We start from the raw sequence: 18,351 nt of genomic DNA, 5'->3' as shown, positions 1-18,351 counted from the left end.
AATGCTCCTATGAAATGGAACTATTTTTCTATTCCTTTTTGGTTCAAAATGTAAACCTGTTAAGTATATTCTTTCCTAGGCTAACTGTTGTATACCAAAGCATATTCCATGTAATATAGAGGGTAGGTCTTTTAACAACGACAATTCCATTGCAATATAGGAGGACACAATGAATTCAAAAAAACTTCCGTTCTTACCAATCATTGTTGGTACAGATATGAACGCATACAACATGGCGATATCTTTTCACGAAGCTTATCGCATTAATCCTGTATTGATCGGAAAAGAGCCTTTATCATTTACTCAGCTCAGTACGATCCCTTACAAAATTGAACTCAATCCTGAGCTTTCTGATGAGAATAAGTTTGCTGATATTCTGATTAAAATTGCAGATAAGTACAAAGCGGACGGGCGTGAACTATTGCTTGTCGGGACGAATGATTTATATGTCCGGCTCATCATTGAACATGCCGACCAGCTGAGAGAGCACTTCACTTTCAACTATATCGATCGTGAGCTCATGGATAATTTGCAGATTAAATCCCATTTCTATAAGTTGTGTAAAGAACATGGTATTGATACACCATTAACATTTTTCTACGATTGCGAAGTGGATGGACCTTTCCAAGAAGATATGAATTATCCAGTAATCGTGAAGCCGAGCGATACAGTCGTATACAATCAAAATAAGTTTGCAGGTCAACAGAAAGTGTACAAAGTGAACTCCCTTGATGAGTTGAATAAAGTCATTGAAACGGTAAAGATGAGTGGATATAACGAGGAGCTCATCATTCAAGATTTCATCCCAGGTGATGATACGTATATGTGGGATTCCGTCATCTATTCAAATTCAGATGGACAAACTCAGCTCGTCACATTTGCACAAGTTGTTTTGCAAGAACATACCGTGACGGCAATCGGAAACTACACAGCAGTCATTACACGATACAATGAAGAAATGATGTACAAGCTGAAAAACTTCTTAGAAGCAGTAGGATATAGAGGGTTTGCCAACTTCGACTTGAAGTACGATCCTCGTGATAAGAAGTTCAAAGTATTTGAAGTGAATATCCGACAAGGCCGTTCCAGCTACTATACAACTGCACTTGGACATAATATGGCGAGTTATTTAGTGGATGATCTGATTTATAACAAGCAGAAGCCACTTGTCTTACTCAACAAGCCTTTCCTATTTACAGTGGTACCTAAGATTGTACTTAAGAAATTCGTGACGAACAAAGCGGTCAAGAGAGATATTAAGCGGTTATTGAAACAGAAGCAGTATGTAAATCCGTTGTTTTATAAAGGGGATACGCATTTGAAGCGGAAGCTTTATTTGTTCCTTCGTCAAGTGAATTATTATAAAAAGTATAGAAATAATAATTGGTGACATCAAAAAAGCGACGAGAGCGTAGGATTGCTCTTGCCGCTTTTTTGTATTATTCTCCAAGATCTACGTTATGGTAGACTTGTTGAACGTCTTCGAGGTCTTCGATTGCGTCGATCATCTTTTCGAACTGCTCTGCTGATGCCGAGTCCAGCTCAACGTCATTTTGTGCAAGCATTGTCAGTTCAGCGACTGTGAAATCTGTGATCCCTTCAGCTTTGAATGCTTCTTGAACTTCGTGGAATGCTGTCGGGTCCGCATATACGAATACTTGCCCGTCTTCTTCGCTAATATCATTGACGTCCACATCGTGTTCCATCATCAATTCAAGGACGTCATCAGCTGACTTCCCTTCGATTCCGAAAACAGCAGTATGATCGAACATGTAGGCAACAGAGCCGCTCACACCCATGTTCCCTCCGTTTTTACCAAATGCGGCACGTACTTCCGAAGCCGTCCGGTTGACGTTGTTCGTTAACGCATCCACAATGACCATCGAGCCATTCGGTCCGAATCCTTCATAACGAAGCTCATCGTAACTTTCTTCGCCGCCACCTTTCGCTTTTTCGATTGCACGTTCAATGATGGTTTTCGGAACACTGTACGTCTTTGCACGTTCCAAAACAATCTTAAGGGCTTGGTTGGATTCCGGATCCGGCTCCCCTTGCTTTGCTGCTACATATATTTCGCGACCGAATTTTGCATAGATCCGGCTCGTGTTGGCATCTTTTGACGCTTTCTTTTCTTTGATATTATTCCACTTACGGCCCATTGTGACCACTCACTTTCTGTTTGGATGAATCAGAGTGTAAAATCCTTTTCTTAGTATATCATGAGTAAATTCATTGCGGAAAGTAAAAAAGGCTGAAACTACGAGACTTGCTACTTACAGAAAAGTATGGCAAAGTAATAGGTGAACACCATACAACTTCATCACTGACAATATGTAGGGGTACCGGAGAACCGGTTGAGATGCATGCGACATGCAGACCCTTTGAACCTGATCTGGGTAACGCCAGCGGAGGGAACATATTCATTTCATTATGATTATGTGACGCGTACTTCCGAAAATCGGGAGTACGCGTTTTTTGTTGCAGTGTGAAACTCCAGGAGGGGAATTTCATTGAAACGAATACTCACAGTTCTGTTTGCTGCATCACTTTTGAGCGCTTGCGGCACAGACAAACAACCAAGTACGGAAAGCGGTGACGAGAGTGTAACCGCTCAAAAAGTCCATTTCGCTCTCGATTGGACGCCAAATACGAATCATACCGGTTTGTACGTAGCTCAACAAAAAGGATATTTCAAAGACGAAGGTCTCGATGTGGAGATCATGCTTCCAGGTGAAGCAGGTGCCGATCAGCTCGTCGCTTCCGGAAAAGCCGAGTTTGGTATCGGTGCACAAGAAGCTCTTACAGAAGCACGTGCAGGAGGGATTCCAATCGTTTCCATCGCCGCAATCATTCAACACAACACTTCTGGATTCGCTTCACTAAAAGAAAAAGGCATCGAGTCTCCGAAAGACTTCGAAGGGAAAAATTATGGCGGCTGGGGAGCTCCTGTTGAGCGAGCTGTCGTCAAATCGCTGATGGAAAAAGATCAGGCAGACATTAGTAAAGTGAACTTCATCAATATGGGTTCCTCAGATTTCTTCACGGCCATTCAACGTGATATCGACCTCGCTTGGGTATACTACGGCTGGACAGGTATTGAAGCTGAACAGCGTGGAATGGACCTGAATATGCAATATTTGAAGGACTACTCTGACAAACTGGACTACTATACACCCGTGATCACGACCAATGAAAAGCTCATTGCAAAAGATCCTGAAAAAGTGAAAGCGTTTGTGGCTGCAGTATCGAAAGGCTATCAGTTTGCAATTGACCATCCCGAAGAAGCTGCGGATATCCTGATTGAAGCAGTGCCCGATCTCGATCCTGAGCTTGTCAAGAAGAGTCAGCTATGGCTCTCCCCTAAGTACCAAGACGATGCCCCGCGTTTCGGCGAACAGCAACTTGAAACTTGGGAAGCTTATGCTGAATGGATGGATGAAAATGGCTTGCTCGAAGGTGAATTCAACGCAAAAGAAGCGTTCACAAACGAGTTTTTACCGAACTAAGGAGGAAAATATTATGGCTAATGCACTTGTAAGTATTCAAATCATACCCAAAACCCCGAATGGCGAAGATGTTATTCCGTATGTAGATGCAGCAATTGAAGTGATTAAACAATCCGGGGTACCTTATCGGGTCGCACCGCTTGAAACAACGATGGAAGGCGAACTCGGGAACTTGCTCAGCATTATCGAAAAGATGAATGTCCGCATGACGGAATTAGGAGCACCTAGCGTCATTTCACAAGTGAAGATCTACAGCAATCCCCAAGGGGCTTCCATGGAAAAGCTAACGGAGAAGTACAGATGAAATCAGCAGTGAACAAAGGATGGCGACCGCTTCTGGTCTTCATCCTTTTACTCGTGATCTGGGAAAGCGCTGCACGGATCTTCAATGTGCCAGCATGGCTGCTTCCTTTACCTACTCAAATCGCTGAAGAGGCAGTCACCGGCTATTCGCTGTACGCTTCCCATATCATTTCCACAATCGCTCTTTCAGCAACTGGCTATGTTGTAGGGATCACTGTGGGGATTGGTGTTGCCATTCTTCTATTCAGGATTCCGTTCCTTCAGCAAGCGTTTTACCCGCTCCTGATTGTATCGCAAAATATTCCGGTGATCGTACTTGCTCCCCTTCTTGTCATTTGGTTCGGATTCGGCATGCTTCCGAAAGTCATCGTCATCGTTCTTGTTTGCTTTTTCCCAGTAACGATTGCTGCACTGGATGGATTCAGACAAACGGATCGTGATATGCTGCACTACTTGAAGATGATTGGTGCAAGCAATCACCAGATTTTCTGGAAATTGCAATGGCCCCATTCCTTACCTTCGCTGTTTTCAGGATTAAAAATTGCAGCAACATACAGCGTCATGGGTGCCGTGATTTCTGAATGGCTCGGTGCGAACAAAGGAATCGGTGTCTATATGACACTCGCCTCCTCTTCGTTCAAAACCGACCGTGTTTTCGTTGCCATCGTACTAATCGTGATTTTGAGTTTAACGTATTTCGGAATTATTTCAGCTGCTGAAAAAAGCGTCCTGCGTTGGCGCAAACAAGGAGGGAATGAGTCGAATGGGTCAACTCACTCTTGAAAATGTAACGAAATCATATGGCGCTAATCACGTGCTTCAAGACATTACATTGTCTGTGGAAGAAGGCGAGTTCGTTTCCATTGTCGGACCTTCAGGCAGCGGGAAAAGTACGATCTTCCAGCTCATTGGTGGGCTCTACTCACCGGACGAGGGCAAGATTTCTCTTGACGGATCAGTTCTGAATAACTCCCGCGGACACATCAGTTATATGCCACAAAGTCCTGCTCTTTTTCCTTGGAGGACAGTTGTGCAAAATGTTGAAGTTAGTGCGGAGATTGCAGGTACTAAAATTGACCGTACTAAAACGCTTGAGCTCATTAAAAACGCAGGTTTGTCCGGTTACGAAGGTGCCTATCCCAGTGAACTATCCGGAGGGATGAAACAGCGTGTTTCTTTCATCCGCAGCCTGAATGCTCCGCAATCGATCATCTGTCTGGACGAGCCATTCTCCGCATTAGATGAATTCACAAGGCTGGAAATGCAACAATGGCTCTTGTCGATTTGGGAAACTAACAGAAAGTCGATCCTTTTCATTACTCACGATATTGACGAAGCGCTATTCCTATCCGACAGGATCCTCGTACTATCCGAAAAACCTGCAGTTGTTAAAGAAGAGATTATCGTTCCATTCAGCAGACCCCGCTCTGAAGAGTTATTGCTGAGTGACCCTTTTCTTGCACTAAAGCGAGAAATCTACAGTTTATTGCGCGGATAATATCTGCTGATAATGAGGAATAGGTTTAACTTTGCATACGAAGAGGGAATGGAATACTATAACTTCTTCTAAGGAGCTAAAAATTATGAAACTAACCAAAGTCGTTAAAACTGCTATTAAATACGGTCCGATAATTTTACCGTTCGTGATGAAATTCGTGAATGGCAAAAAACAGAACGGAACGATTCCTAAACGCAGATAATAAAAAGAGGGCAAGCCATGTTGTCGGCTGCCCTCTTCTTTATTGGGAAATTGGAACGAATTCTTTTTTCGCACCGCATACAATCGCATGTACTTCAGAACCGTCCAAAGTTTCTTTTGTATACAATTCATTCACTAAGTTCTCGAACTGAGTCGCATGCCCGCGGATCAATTCTTCCGTACGCTCAACAGCGACTTTGAAAAGTTCCTGCATCTTGATGTCTTTTTCAGTCTTACTGAACGTTAACGTAAAGCCATCTTGCAGTAATCCCGTATCGACCATACGCTCAATAATATCTTTTGCCTGTTGAACGTCCCCGCTCACACCAATACTATGCTCACCCAAATAGATTCTCTCAGCAATCCCCCCGCCAAGAATCATACTGACTTGGTCAAGAAGTTCACTTGCCGTTTGCAGATGAAGCTCTTTTTGAATAGGAGCTACATAGCCTAATGCCTGTCCTCTAGGGATAATGGTCGCTTTTCGAACAGAATGCGGCTTCGTGATCGCAGCTATCAATGCATGACCCGATTCGTGAATCGCAACTCGACGTTTCGTCAACGGATCATTCATGCTTCTGGACGTATTGCCTAGAATGGTTCTGTCAATTGCAAAATCCATGTCGTCCTTATCGATTTCAGAGCGTCCTTCTCGAATCGCCCGTTTACTTGCTGTTGTGAACAGCGCACTGATCTGTGCACCTGAAAAGCCTGATGTGCTTTCCGCCAGCATGTCCAGCGATGACGCCACATTAGGGGCCAATGCCTTCCCTTTAGTATGGATGTCCATTATCTCACGACGCCCTTGCGTATCAGGAAGAGGAACTTGGAAAGAATAATCGATGCGTCCAGGACGTAAAAAGGCTTCGTCCAACATGTCTTTCCGATTCGTTGCAGCAATGAACAAAACTCCCTCATTATCCGCCCCGCCATCCAGTTGTACAAGAAGTTCAGTCAACGTTTTCTCAGATTCTTCTCCGCCATGCGCTTTCCGTTTTCCAGCAAGCGCATCCACTTCGTCAATGAAGATTACCGCCATTTCTTGCTTGCGTGCATTTTGGAACATCGTACGGATACGGGATGCACCCACACCGACAAAGAGTTCCGTGAATGCAGCACCACTTGACGAATAGAACGCAGCACCGATTTCATGAGCAATCGCCTGGGCAAGTAATGTCTTACCCGTTCCAGGAGGCCCTTCAAGCAAAATCCCTTTCGGAGCTTTTACACCAAGTGCTTGCGATCGTTTCGGATCTTTTATGATATCCAATGTTTGGTGGATCTCGTCTTTCATCTCTTGTGACAGCCCGCCAATATCATTGAGGGTAATGTCAGGGAGTGGAGATTCTTTAGATGCGCTATGTTTCATGGACGCAGCTCCCACGCCCATTTTCCCTTTTTTCTGGAGGATGAAAAATGTAAAAACCCCAGCTAACAATAAACCAGCAACGAGATAACCTGATGTGTTTCCGCCGGAATACGTATAAGAAACATTGTATGTTTTCACGAGCTGTTCTGCCAATTCGCTCTCAGGGCGTACATTCGTTACATATATATTGTTTCCTGTTTTCAAATAGAGTGCGCCAGATGATGTTTCTTTTAATGTTGCAGTATCTGTTACGTTTGCTAGTTTCTGCTCTAATGCGGCATAAGACAGCGGAGTTGCTCGATGGGCATCACTAGTAAACCAAAACAAAAAAGATGCCGTGCCAATGACTAGGAGGGACAGGACGATCATTGCCTTTGAAGTAAACAACTTGCCAAACTTCAAATTCCCCAGCTCCTTATTTAAGATATCTCCATTATAGGGAGTTTTATTATAAAAAGACACTAAGTTATCTTACTATTTAGTGTCCATCTCGTGAACAGTATATTGGACAAATAACATAAAGAAGAATACATAAAACATGCGGACGAAGCCATACTAACCACGAACAGTGCCACTACATCTTAGGAGGTTTTAGTATGAACAAAGATAACCGTAAAGGTGCAAACAGCAACTTTCAAACGCTTTCTGCGGCAGAAGAAAAATCGGACAAAACTGTTCGAAAAATGAAGGAAGAAATTTCACTGGAGTTGTCCGAACTCGGAAATCTGAAACCGAAACACGAGCCGATGACTCCGAACCAGCGGGACAAATCAGAAAGTGAAAGATCTTATTAACTACAGTTATTGAACACAAAACAAGCGACTGTGAATGTACAGTCGCCGGTTTCATGCATACAATAACAATCCTTCCATGAGAAGAGGCACATTATCCGGCCTAACTACAACGTTTTCCATCATTCATTTCGTTTGTTACCTAATTACATGCTTTAGCATTGTAAAATCGTAATAAAGATAAGCTCACTTCCATACGCAAACATTACCATTGCATTTTTGCGCACGCAGCAGTAAGATAAGTACATAAGCTGCATTGTTCGTATTCCCATAAAGTTTTAACCTTTAAGCTGTAAAAGGGAGTTTTATATAGGCTGGAAATGACACGCCAATCATTTATGGTTGGACAGACAGGAACAGTTCTGCGAACACCCACTTTGAGGAGTGGTGGTTTAAAACTTTCTATGAATCGTAGTACGGCAAAGGCGGCCATAACGAAAACGCACCCTCCCATGTGGAAGGTGCGTTTTTTTATGATAAAATCAATATATTGAAGGTTCTTTTACCTGACATATAATCGCGTACTACTAACTTTTCCGAAAAGATTGGATGTGGCTGCATATGAAAAAAACTGTCTGTTATAAAAAAACATCTGCATATGAACTATTGGCTGACTTTTATCCAACTGATCGCGCTAATGCACCTGTCATATTGTACATCCATGGAGGAGGCTTCATATGGGGCGACCGTAATGACCTCAGCGAAGATCTTCGGAAACTTTATACAGAGGCTGGCTTTGCACTATTTTCCATTGACTATCGTTTAGCGCCCGAATCTCATCTGAAAGACATACTTGACGACGTTCAAGATGCCTTACAATGGCTCGCGCTAGAAGGGCGTGAACAGTTTTCGGTGAATGTTGATGAGATTGCTGTGATTGGCAGCTCGGCTGGCGGGTTTTTAGCCCTTTGCACCGGAACTCTTCCAGTAAAACCTAAAGCTATCGTTTCTTTTTACGGATATGGTGATCTCTTCTCTCCTTGGGCGAAGACACCAAGTGTACATTACTTACAAAAAGATCGTGTTCCTGAAGCGATCGCCCGTGCGCAAGTGACTTCGAGGATACCTACTTCAGGAAGTGTACACGAACGTTTTCTGTTCTACCTCTATTGCCGGCAAACCGGAAACTGGATCCAAGAAGTGACGGATCGGCAAACCGCAACAAGCGAGTCCGCACTTCGATCTCTCAGTCCAATCACTCAGATTGATGACTCCTATCCGCCCACCTTGTTTTTACACGGCACCAAAGACGCCGATGTCCCTTATGAGCAGTCTGTCTTCATGAGAGCAGCACTTTTACAAAAAGGTGTCCCTGCCAAACTGATTACAATCCCGAATGGGGATCATGTATTTGAAAAAGACTTCCAAGCACCGATTGTACAGAATGCCCTCCAACAGGTGATTGAATTTTTGTCAGAACAACTATCTCGCTAATCATCCCAAAAAGCAAAACACCTGTCGAGATGACAGGTGTTTTGCTTTTGAAACTAGAAACTAAAGTTATTCCGCTGAACCGTTCACTTTTTCAAAATGTGCCCAAAGATGATCGCAATCTTCACGGTCGTCGACTTTAATCATCTGAACGACACTATCGTCTTCACCTTTTAAATACTCACGTAAGTGCATATCCGAAAAACCATGTTCAGCAGCATCTTCCCTTGTGCTGCAATAGTGGACTTCCTTCACACCCGCCCAGATGATCGCACCCATGCACATCGGACATGGTTCACACGTTGCGTAGATTACGCAGTCGGACAAATCCATCGTCTCCAATTTTTCACATGCCACTCGGATTGCGACCATTTCTGCATGTGCAGAAGGATCCGTATCTTTCATCATCGTATTACTCACTGCCGCAATCACTTCGTCTCCGCGAACTATCGTCGCTCCGAATGGGCCTCCGTACTTCTTGTCCATCCCTTCAATTGTAGCGTCTACTGCGAGCTTCATGTAATCCATAAGATGACCTCCCAATTTTTCAAATGATATCCGTTAGTTAACTGTAGGTTTCCAAACTTTACTTAACACTGTATATAGGATGAATGAGACGATTAAACCTGCGAAAAATGCAAACTGATTTATGGATACTAAGAATGGAACACTCTTTAAAAACGCACCAGACATTGGAATGATGAAACTGATGGCAAGAACGGTCATAGCAACAGGATTGTAGCCATTTTTGTACTCTCCATTGTTACCAGGTGCTACGTAAATCGTATCCAAATCCAATTTCCGTTTACGTTGAATGTAGAAACTGGAAAGCATAATTCCTGCAATCGGACCAAACATGGATCCGATAAAGCTGTAGAAGTAAAACAGTGTACTTGTACTTTCAACTAACTTCCAAGGCAAGATGAGTGTTCCGATAATCGCAGTCAGCACTCCTGCTGTTTTCACAGTGAAGATTTTCGGGAACAATGAAGCCATTTGCATACCTGCCGGGAATAGGTTCCCGTATACACAAAACGCAATTGCTCCCACATTCAATGCCAATATCAATACAACGACTGAAAATGTGTTTTCAATTTTATCAATCGCAAAGACAATGTTGAAGATCGCATCACCAAAAGCAATTTCTGTTCCCGCGATCAATGCCACACACGTAATCGCAAAAAGAATGTACGATAGGATGAAGCCTAAAGGCAAACCGATGATCATATCTCGCGGGCGCTTTGCCCGATGCGTGAAGTCAGACATGTTGACAACAGGCCCAACCCAGTTTGAAACGAGCGCACTTACACAAGCGATGAACACCCAAATGCTTGGATTCGGGTTTGCAGGAACGTAGTCTAAAATCGGTCCAAAACCACCTGCGATATTGATCCCCCATATTGCGGCACCTGTTATGAATACGTACACGACAGGTGATGACCAGTTTCCGAACTTCCCTAACACGTTCATCCCCACTAGGAACAGGATGACGGTCACAGTCCAGAGAACTGCGTAGGAAATCATTGTAGGTGCAGATAATCCTAACAGAGAGAAACCGTTCCCGATTGACATGTAATCAGGTATGAAACGCGCGAATATGACGTTGAGGGATTCAGCACCTACAACGGTAGTCGTCCCGAAGAATACGACTCCTGCGATAAGCCCTCTGACAAGCGACGGGATAATGGCACCTTTGACACCGAATGAGTCACGAAGCAACATGGCGAACGGCAAACCGTAAAGGGATGCAGAATAGCCATTTAATACATAGAAAACAGAAACAATGACAGCGGATAGCATAACAGCAAGTAACACTTGTTTTGTCGTTAACCCAAGAACGAAGAATCCTGCAACGGTTAAGTACGATAGGATATTATGAACAGCCCCCATCCACAACGTCACATAGTTCGTCATTCCCCAGTCACGTTGTTCCGGAGTTTTAGGCAGCAAATCTTCAGAATAGCCATAGGACTCGTATGTTTGATAATGTTGAACTTCTTTTGCTTGCGACATGACCTACACTCCCTGCTTCTTATAATATGGAAGAGCCATATAGAATAGGTATCTTGTACTCGTCGAAATAAAATGGAAATGCGTCGTCCAGTTTACTCTCCTTGAAGTAATTCAATAGACTTTTCTTTGTGTGTCGTATATAACGGATTCGACGGATCATTGGCAATCGCATTTTCAATTGCGTCAATCGCTTCCTGATGCCGGCCGAGTGACCGAAGACTGTTTGCTTTGTGGAAAGAAAAATCATAGCGTGACGGTTCAAGCATAAGTAACTGATCCATCACTTCCACCGCTACTTCGTGTCGACCGAATTCCCGTAAGTAATTCGATTTGTGATACAAGAAAAACGTGTCCTTTGGTGCAAGCGCAATCGCTTTATCAAACTCAGCTAATGCTGAATCTTGTTGTTTCTGCAGACGATAGCAGTTTGCCATATAGAAATGGAACTGCAACTCCTGATGGTCGCTTTGCACCGCTTGGTTGTACGCATCGATTGCAGCAGGGAATTGCTTCATAAGTTGAAGGAAATACCCTTTATAATAGAGCAATTCTGTCGTGTCCTGGGTGTTATCTTGCAGCGCCTTTTCTATTACTGTCAACGCCTGAGAAAGTTGGGACTCGCTTGCAAATAGTTTCGCTTGAAGAATGGCGTCACTTTGTGCTAAACGTCCATTTTCGAATATGGAAAGAATCCGTGATTGTTTTTTAGCCTTTGCATGTTGTAGTGACGACACACCATCGCGATCCTGAATGTGAGGATCCGCGCCTGCACTCACGAGCGCCTTGATCACATCGGTGTATAAATAGCCGCCATCACCTAAAATCACGGCTTCCAGCAATGCAGACCAGCCTAAGTCATTTACGTGATTAACAGGAACGCCTGCTTTAATACACAATTCAACTGTTTTCAAATATCCTTTTTCACTAGAGGGCAAAAGAGCAGTTCCTCCAAAGCGATTGACACTCGCTAACTCCGCTCCCCCTTCAACCATCAAAGGAATCAGTTCATCGAACCCATTCGCAGCGGCGCATATGAATGGAGTAAGTTGTGTAATATCACGCGCATTCACATCACTTCCTGCAGCGATCAATTTCGCTACCATCTCTTTGTGATTTTTCTGAGTGGCTATCATGAGTGCTGTTCGACCTTGTGCATCCCGGGCTTCCAGTTCCGCACCAGAAGTCAATGCCCGTTCGAAGGATGTCAGATCGCCTTTTTCACAACTTCTGAGCAGGTTATCATTCTCCATTATTGACTCTCCTTTCGTACTTATGAGGCTACATGCTCCAGTTCGTCTTCCATTCGAAATGGAGCATGTAGCAGTAAAACGAAGTAAAAGATGTTATGCGCGTTGTGCCAATTCGAGCAACGCTTTTTCGAATGACTCCATTGGTGGATGTGTAATCCCCGCACCGATCATTCCGATTCCTGCATCTTTGTGGGCGATCGCTGTATTGATAATTGGCAGGACGCCTGATTGAATCACTTTACGAACGTCGATTCCAGATGGGATTCCCATGAAGTCGAGCATAGGTATTGTGACGTTCGGGTTTTCAGCTGTAGTAATTTCTTTCATTTTTGTCGAGTAACCGATCGCGTCGTCTACCGTACCGCCAACTAGGGCAACGATTGCTGGAGCTGTAGCCATTGCAAAACCACCCACTCCGTACGTTTCAGTAATCGCACTGTCTCCGATGTCCAAACCAGCGTCTTCCGGCTTGTATCCTGCAAACATCGGGCCAACCACTTTTTGGGCAGGGCCAGTGAACCAAGTGTTTCCTTCTGCACCGCTTACCCGAATTCCGAACTCAACGCCATTACGCGCCATCGTTGTAACGATTGTACTGTGCTCAATGCCATGCGCTGCGTCGAGTGCACATTTCGCCATCGCCATCCACGTAGGTCCCGAGAAGTAATCACTGCTCAGCACGAAGTCGAATACTTCTTTTTGCTGTTGGACTGTGTAATCCGTTTGAATGATATAGGGTGTCAATGCTTGAATGAGAAGCGTAGTGCCTGCAACATTCCGGTTATGACACTCATCTCCCATATGCAATGCCTGAGCAAGCATCAAGCGTAAGTCGATCCCTTCAGGATGAAGTTTCATCGCATCGCGCAACATCGGACCGAACAGGTCTCTCATCCAAACTAAGCGCTCAATTACACTTTCATCGTTAGCACCCATCCGAAGGATTTTGGACATTTGCTCACTCAAATTGGTATACGCGATATTTCCATATGTTTTGTTCTCGACAATGTGCATGTACATCGATGCAGATGTGACTCCAGCCATTGAGCCGACACAATTGTGTTCATGGCAAGGGGAGAACGTAATCTCACCAGATGCTGCAAGTTCCGCAGCTTCTACTAAATCACTCGCTAATCCTTCAAACACGAGGGCACCTGTTACTGCGCCTTTCATCGGTCCATTCATCTTATCCCAAGTGATTGGCGGTCCTGCATGAAGAATGGTTGTCTTCGTCATACCTGGTACGACATTGATGGCTTGGTCAAATCCGATGAGAATCGGTTGTGATTGAATAATTCGTTGAACCGCTTCAGCATTCGCTGCTTCAATTTTCTCAGCAATCCCAGCTTCCTCCAACTTATCAAGGGCCGCAATCAGCTCTTGGTTCCCGCCTCCAGGAGGTGCCCATTGTAAGTGGCTGACAGGTGTATTTTGCTGCTTGAGATCCTCACTAAACGACTCGATCCCTACGTTGATGACATTTAATTGCTCGTTAAACAATTCTTGAATTCTGCTCATAATTGTTCTCCTTTCACGACGAATTCTCTTGCTAACAAACCAGCGTTCTGACTGCTGCTTGCATGTGTGGCACCAGAAGCCACCAGCTTGCTAATTTGACCTTCCAAGTTCTGACTATCCAATTCTGTTCCAAGAATGTAACCGATGATTTCTAAATGACGTCCTTCTGCTTCAGCTGCTTGTTTTGCATCGATGATACTTGGAAGCATGACCCCAACCGGATCTTCGTGTGACCCAAATCCAAGGACGAAATCCATCACGATGACTCCGACTGAAGGATCCTTCGCCTCTTGTTTGAACCGTTCTATACGTGTAGATGGATCAATCATCGGATGTGGCTTCCCTTGAGTGAACTGATCGTCTCCGAAGTCGATGAACGTATGTGCTTCGCTAACCGAGACATCTTTCAAACGGTATTCAGGATCTCTTTGTATGTTGCTGTAGACATCGTCAAACTTTTCCATTGCGATATGCATCGCTTCGTCACATAACGTTCCGCCACTGAACAATCCGCGGATGTACTTTTGTTCTGGCTTTAACTTCCCACGGACTTCCTCTATCAATGGAAGATTCAACGCACGTTTGTTCAACTCATCCTCATTGGCACCCGCAAGAACGACCGCTTTCAATGCAGCTTCCTTCGACATTTTAGCGAAGTGGCCACCTGCCTCTTTCACTTTCTCCTCATCCCCGCCAATAAACCAAACCACTACTGGTTTCTTACATTGCTTAATTTGTGCAAGGACTTTTTCTTCAACACTTGGAGCAGGTGGTTTTGACACAACGACAATCACTTCAGTAGAGTCATCTTCCTCAAGCGCCCGAATGCCATCGATCATCATAATTCCGCCAACCGCTTCGCTTAAATCACGTCCACCCGTACCAATCAGCTGGGTGATACCGCCACCGAACTCATGAATACGGACACTGATTTCCTGACTTCCTGTACCAGAAGCCCCGACAATCCCGATGTTCCCTTTACGAACCGTATTTGCAAAACACAAAGCGACATTTCCAATGATTGCTGTTCCGCAGTCAGGTCCCATCATGAGCAGCCCTTTTTCGTGAGCCAATTGTTTAAGTGCAATTTCATCTTCAACGCTGACATTGTCGCTGAACATCATGACATGGAGATTTTGCTCCAATGCTTTTCTAGCTTCACGCGGAGCATATGCACCGTTTACAGCGATGACCGCTAAATTCGCTTCCGGGATATTCTCAGCTGCAGCAGAGATACTGGAATAGGTGATTTCACTGTTCCCTACACTTGCGTCTTTTTTCTTATTCATCAGCTCTTCAATTTCTTTAAAAGCGTTCTCACAAGCTTCATCGTCTGCTGCTTTCACAATGATCATCAGATCACTTGTTTTAGCGTCTTTCACTTCTGACGTCATAAGACCTACATTTTCAATCACTTCTTTATTCATTTCAGTTCCCATTGCTATGATCGCTTGCTCGATTCCCGCAATTTCGTTTGCCTTAGTAGATAAGGACATAAGAGATACCGAATCGATATACGTATTGGATTTTACAAGTACTTGAATAGTCATAAGTTACCTCCGATTTTCATAGTAAGTTCAATTCCTGCAACAATACCTAAAGCAATGTCTGTTCCTGATGAGGAGCCGATCTGCAGTACATCGTCCACTGCAAACAAGAATTCTTCTTCACCTGTCAGCAAATACGAGATCAGTTGGGCAATGGATTCTCTTACCTTCCCATTGGATGCCTGTTCAATCGCGCTAAAACTGATGATGTTGGTTGCTTTTTTTGCAATCACTGCGACTTCCTTCCCGAATTGCTGCAGCTCGGGTATCGGATGATTGTGAACCATGAAGACCGCAATCATCCCTGTTAAATAATCATCTCCTGATGGAGTCAGCCCTGGGCCTAATCCAAGAAGGGATTGTGCATCTCTCAATGCTCCTGCTACGTCACCTGCTGCGAGATGATCAACAAGAGATGCTGTATTTTTTGACAGCATCATACGTACTTCTTGTTCAAATGGTGTTGTTTGGTTCACTCCGGGTTTTATGCCCCCCGCTGTACCGACTTCACGAATTCTCTGCTTTACATACGTCAAGTTCTTGCTGATGCCATTCGTGTTTTGTGGATAGTCTGGCAGTCCAGTGTCCCAAGGCTGTGCTTCAGAGAATGAGATCCCTTGAGCAGTTCCAATCCAAACGACTCGCCCGTCCGAGTGAATTCGATCATTGACCGCAACCGATAAGTTCTCCATAGTTGTGCAATTCAGAACCAATGTATTCGGAGCGTTGTCAATTACCTCACTAGCGAACGTATATAAGTGACCATCATTCAAACACACCATATTAATCGTTCTTTTAAATATACTGTGGACGTATCCTGTCATTCTCCCTTCCTTCAAGTGCTGAAGGAAATGACGATCTCCGGTTAGCGCAAAGATCATGACGGTCACTCCATTCCTGAGGATTGGTTCATGACGTTTCACTGATTGAAGCACTACAAACAGTACTAAGTTTTATCAATGCCCCGCCTCCTTTTGGTTTTTCGGACGCTAACACGTTCTCGAAGCCCCGTTTAGGTAAACCTACAAAAGAATATCTTTTTAAAACTCTTTAACCTATACTGAATCTTACAATACTCACTATATTCCTAAGCTGACAATCGGTCATCGTTTACTGAAACCAAAAAACGCTCATGCTGATTGTGCATATTGCACAATCAGCATGAGCGGGCAGGAGTGAATAACATATGTTGAAAGTCAAAGACTTACTTACAATCAAGGCAATTGACGGTCTGCAAGTAGTGGCAGGTCATGCGGGCCTTGATAATCAAATTTCACTCGTGAATATCATGGAGAATCCAGACGGCTTCGACTGGCTCTCGCCCAATGAGCTATTGCTGTCTACCGGTTATATTTTCAAAGACAACGTTGAACTTCAAAACCGGATTATTCAGGAACTCTCAGAAATCAATTGCTCAGGACTCATTGTGAAAACAAAACGTTACTTCGACAAACTGCCTGATAATATGATTGAAAAGGCGAATGAATTCGGACTGCCTCTTCTGGAGTTGCCGTATAGCTATACGCTGTCCAATGTCATTTCAATTATTAACGAAAAAGCATCTGGTCGCTATGACTTGTTGAATCGGAAGACACTGGATATCCATAATCTTTTTTTCAAAACCTCATTAGAAGGTGGCGGTCTATCTTTAATCGCCTCTACACTTGCCGAAGCCATAGAAAACCCAATACTCATTGTAGATCAGGATTGGAGATATTTGACGAGCGCCGAAGCCGGTGGCAACCCAGTCCCCATGGCAGACTACTTATTTTTATCGAAGAGTGCTCCGCTATTTGACGAGTCGTTCATTCGACAAATCCCAAAAAACTTTAGCACGATGAAACGCTCCATTAAGCGGAGTTTTACAACAGACGAAACATCGATTGTCTGCAGAATTTTGCCTATTGCTGTTTCCAATAATGTATATGGCTATATTATTGTCTGGCAAACGATGCGTGATCTACTTGAATTCGATTATATTGTTTTGGAACAAGCTTCCACCATCATGGCACTCGAGCGCATCAAAGCAAAAGAAATCGAGGAAGTGAAATTGGAAATCAGACAAGATTTTTTCGATGATTTACTTGCTGGAAAAATCAAATCAGAGACTACACTTCAAACACTTTGTGACTTACATGGTATGAATGCACAATATCGATACTACTGTATGGTGATCAATATCAAACCAAGTGAAGTGGAACAATATGAGGATATGATTATTTGGAAATATAAAATGGAGAAAATCGCTAAAAAATGTGTGGATGTCGTAAATAGCCAATCCTATAAAGCGAAAGGGGAAATCACGTGTTTTTTCAGAAGCAACCGGATTATTGTACTGATCGGTCAAAAAGAGGATAGCCCTGCAGACTCTATTGCAACGATTAAAGCCTTTGCGCACGGGCTTCACCACTCACTATCCGAGAAAATAAAAGAACGGTGCATGATTGGGATCGGACGACAAGTTAAAGGAATCTCCTCTTTACATAAGAGCTTTTCCGAAGCGAATGAAATGATACGGCTCACACAACAGCTGAATGAAAAAAGCGACGTCGCCCATTTCGAAGACTATGCGGTCTACCATTTACTGGACTCGAACATTAAAGAACAAGCGCTTGAAGATTTTTTCGAAAAATGTTTAGGTCCGTTGCTGGCGCACGATCAGGAAAACGGCACAGCGTATATTGAAACATTCGAATACTATTTCGCTAATAACGCCAACGTCACAGAAACGTCGAAAGCGATGTTCATTCATCGTAATACACTCATCTACCGAATCGAGCGTATCCAAGAAATCCTAGGTCTCGATATTAAGCATTCCGAAGACGTACTCCGAATTCAAATCGCATTGAAAATTTTTCGTATTCTTGATAAACGTCTATGATAATAAGTTTCACCAACAAAACACACCTTCCGGAAAAGAGGTG

Annotated in this window: 16 protein-coding genes and 1 riboswitch; of the genes, 8 read left to right on the top strand and 8 right to left on the bottom strand. The window is 43.8% G+C overall.

The window, feature by feature from the left end; translation table 11 throughout:
• Nucleotides 1–169 precede the first annotated feature (169 nt).
• The gene (locus H9659_RS09735; protein ID WP_191689920.1) at nucleotides 170–1,390 is read left to right on the top strand and encodes a carboxylate--amine ligase; all 1,221 of its coding nucleotides are present in this window, start codon (nucleotides 170–172) and stop codon (nucleotides 1,388–1,390) included.
• Nucleotides 1,391–1,439: 49 nt separating this feature from the next.
• Here the strand turns inward: H9659_RS09735 and H9659_RS09730 are convergent, their stop codons facing one another.
• Nucleotides 1,440–2,159, bottom strand: coding sequence for a YebC/PmpR family DNA-binding transcriptional regulator (locus tag H9659_RS09730; RefSeq protein WP_191689917.1), 720 nt, complete (start codon nucleotides 2,157–2,159; stop codon nucleotides 1,440–1,442).
• Between the two features lie 166 nt (nucleotides 2,160–2,325).
• Nucleotides 2,326–2,431: riboswitch (TPP riboswitch) on the top strand.
• 79 nt (nucleotides 2,432–2,510) lie between these two features.
• Here H9659_RS09730 and H9659_RS09725 point away from each other — a divergent pair.
• Genes H9659_RS09725 through H9659_RS09710 form a run of 4 tightly spaced genes read left to right on the top strand, consistent with a single transcriptional unit; the run spans nucleotide 2,511 to nucleotide 5,307 of the window.
• The gene (locus H9659_RS09725) at nucleotides 2,511–3,506 is read left to right on the top strand and encodes an ABC transporter substrate-binding protein (RefSeq protein WP_191689915.1); all 996 of its coding nucleotides are present in this window, start codon (nucleotides 2,511–2,513) and stop codon (nucleotides 3,504–3,506) included.
• A 13-nt stretch (nucleotides 3,507–3,519) separates the two neighbouring features.
• A complete protein-coding gene (locus H9659_RS09720; RefSeq protein WP_191689913.1) occupies nucleotides 3,520–3,810 on the top strand; it encodes a thiamine-binding protein in 291 nt (96 codons plus the stop codon).
• A complete protein-coding gene (locus H9659_RS09715) occupies nucleotides 3,807–4,592 on the top strand; it encodes an ABC transporter permease (RefSeq protein ID WP_191689911.1) in 786 nt (261 codons plus the stop codon). Before H9659_RS09720 ends, H9659_RS09715 begins: the two co-directional genes overlap by 4 nt.
• Entirely contained in the window at nucleotides 4,573–5,307 is a 735-nt protein-coding gene (locus H9659_RS09710; RefSeq protein ID WP_191689909.1) for an ABC transporter ATP-binding protein, read from the top strand. Before H9659_RS09715 ends, H9659_RS09710 begins: the two co-directional genes overlap by 20 nt.
• A 241-nt stretch (nucleotides 5,308–5,548) precedes the next feature.
• Here the strand turns inward: H9659_RS09710 and H9659_RS09705 are convergent, their stop codons facing one another.
• The gene (locus H9659_RS09705) at nucleotides 5,549–7,246 is read right to left on the bottom strand and encodes an AAA family ATPase (RefSeq protein WP_191690023.1); all 1,698 of its coding nucleotides are present in this window, start codon (nucleotides 7,244–7,246) and stop codon (nucleotides 5,549–5,551) included.
• A gap of 227 nt (nucleotides 7,247–7,473) precedes the next feature.
• Here H9659_RS09705 and H9659_RS09700 point away from each other — a divergent pair, with 227 nt between their 5' ends.
• Nucleotides 7,474–7,671, top strand: a complete 198-nt coding sequence (locus tag H9659_RS09700) for a hypothetical protein (protein WP_191689907.1) — start codon at nucleotides 7,474–7,476, stop codon at nucleotides 7,669–7,671.
• A gap of 558 nt (nucleotides 7,672–8,229) precedes the next feature.
• A complete protein-coding gene (locus H9659_RS09690) occupies nucleotides 8,230–9,102 on the top strand; it encodes an alpha/beta hydrolase (RefSeq protein ID WP_191689905.1) in 873 nt (290 codons plus the stop codon).
• 66 nt (nucleotides 9,103–9,168) lie between these two features.
• Here H9659_RS09690 and H9659_RS09685 read toward each other — a convergent pair whose 3' ends face one another.
• The 6 genes from H9659_RS09685 to H9659_RS09660 form a co-directional block, all read right to left on the bottom strand.
• Nucleotides 9,169–9,627: a nucleoside deaminase gene (locus H9659_RS09685; RefSeq protein WP_191689903.1), complete on the bottom strand. Its 459-nt coding sequence runs from the start codon at nucleotides 9,625–9,627 to the stop codon at nucleotides 9,169–9,171.
• A 33-nt stretch (nucleotides 9,628–9,660) separates the two neighbouring features.
• Entirely contained in the window at nucleotides 9,661–11,112 is a 1,452-nt protein-coding gene (locus tag H9659_RS09680; protein WP_191689901.1) for a cytosine permease, read from the bottom strand.
• Between the two features lie 92 nt (nucleotides 11,113–11,204).
• A complete protein-coding gene (locus tag H9659_RS09675) occupies nucleotides 11,205–12,362 on the bottom strand; it encodes an ankyrin repeat domain-containing protein (RefSeq protein ID WP_191689899.1) in 1,158 nt (385 codons plus the stop codon).
• A gap of 93 nt (nucleotides 12,363–12,455) precedes the next feature.
• On the bottom strand, nucleotides 12,456–13,880 hold the full coding sequence (locus H9659_RS09670) for a YlbE family protein (protein ID WP_191689897.1): 1,425 nt from the start codon (nucleotides 13,878–13,880) through the stop codon (nucleotides 12,456–12,458).
• Complete coding sequence (gene fdrA / locus H9659_RS09665; protein ID WP_191689895.1) at nucleotides 13,877–15,430, bottom strand: acyl-CoA synthetase FdrA; 1,554 nt, start codon at nucleotides 15,428–15,430, stop codon at nucleotides 13,877–13,879. The genes H9659_RS09670 and fdrA overlap by 4 nt, the downstream gene beginning before the upstream one ends.
• Nucleotides 15,427–16,308, bottom strand: a complete 882-nt coding sequence (locus H9659_RS09660; RefSeq protein ID WP_191689893.1) for a DUF2877 domain-containing protein — start codon at nucleotides 16,306–16,308, stop codon at nucleotides 15,427–15,429. Before H9659_RS09660 ends, fdrA begins: the two co-directional genes overlap by 4 nt.
• 305 nt (nucleotides 16,309–16,613) lie before the next feature.
• Here H9659_RS09660 and H9659_RS09655 point away from each other — a divergent pair, with 305 nt between their 5' ends.
• Nucleotides 16,614–18,308 carry a PucR family transcriptional regulator gene (locus H9659_RS09655; protein WP_191689891.1) on the top strand — a complete coding sequence of 565 codons (1,695 nt, stop codon included), beginning with the start codon at nucleotides 16,614–16,616 and terminating at the stop codon, nucleotides 18,306–18,308.
• The last annotated feature ends 43 nt before the right edge of the window (nucleotides 18,309–18,351 follow it).

The sequence above is a fragment of the Sporosarcina gallistercoris genome, assembly GCF_014836415.1.
In the GTDB taxonomy this organism is placed as follows: Bacteria; Bacillota; Bacilli; order Bacillales_A; family Planococcaceae; genus Sporosarcina; species Sporosarcina gallistercoris.
This window is presented reverse-complemented; position numbering and strand designations above follow the sequence as displayed.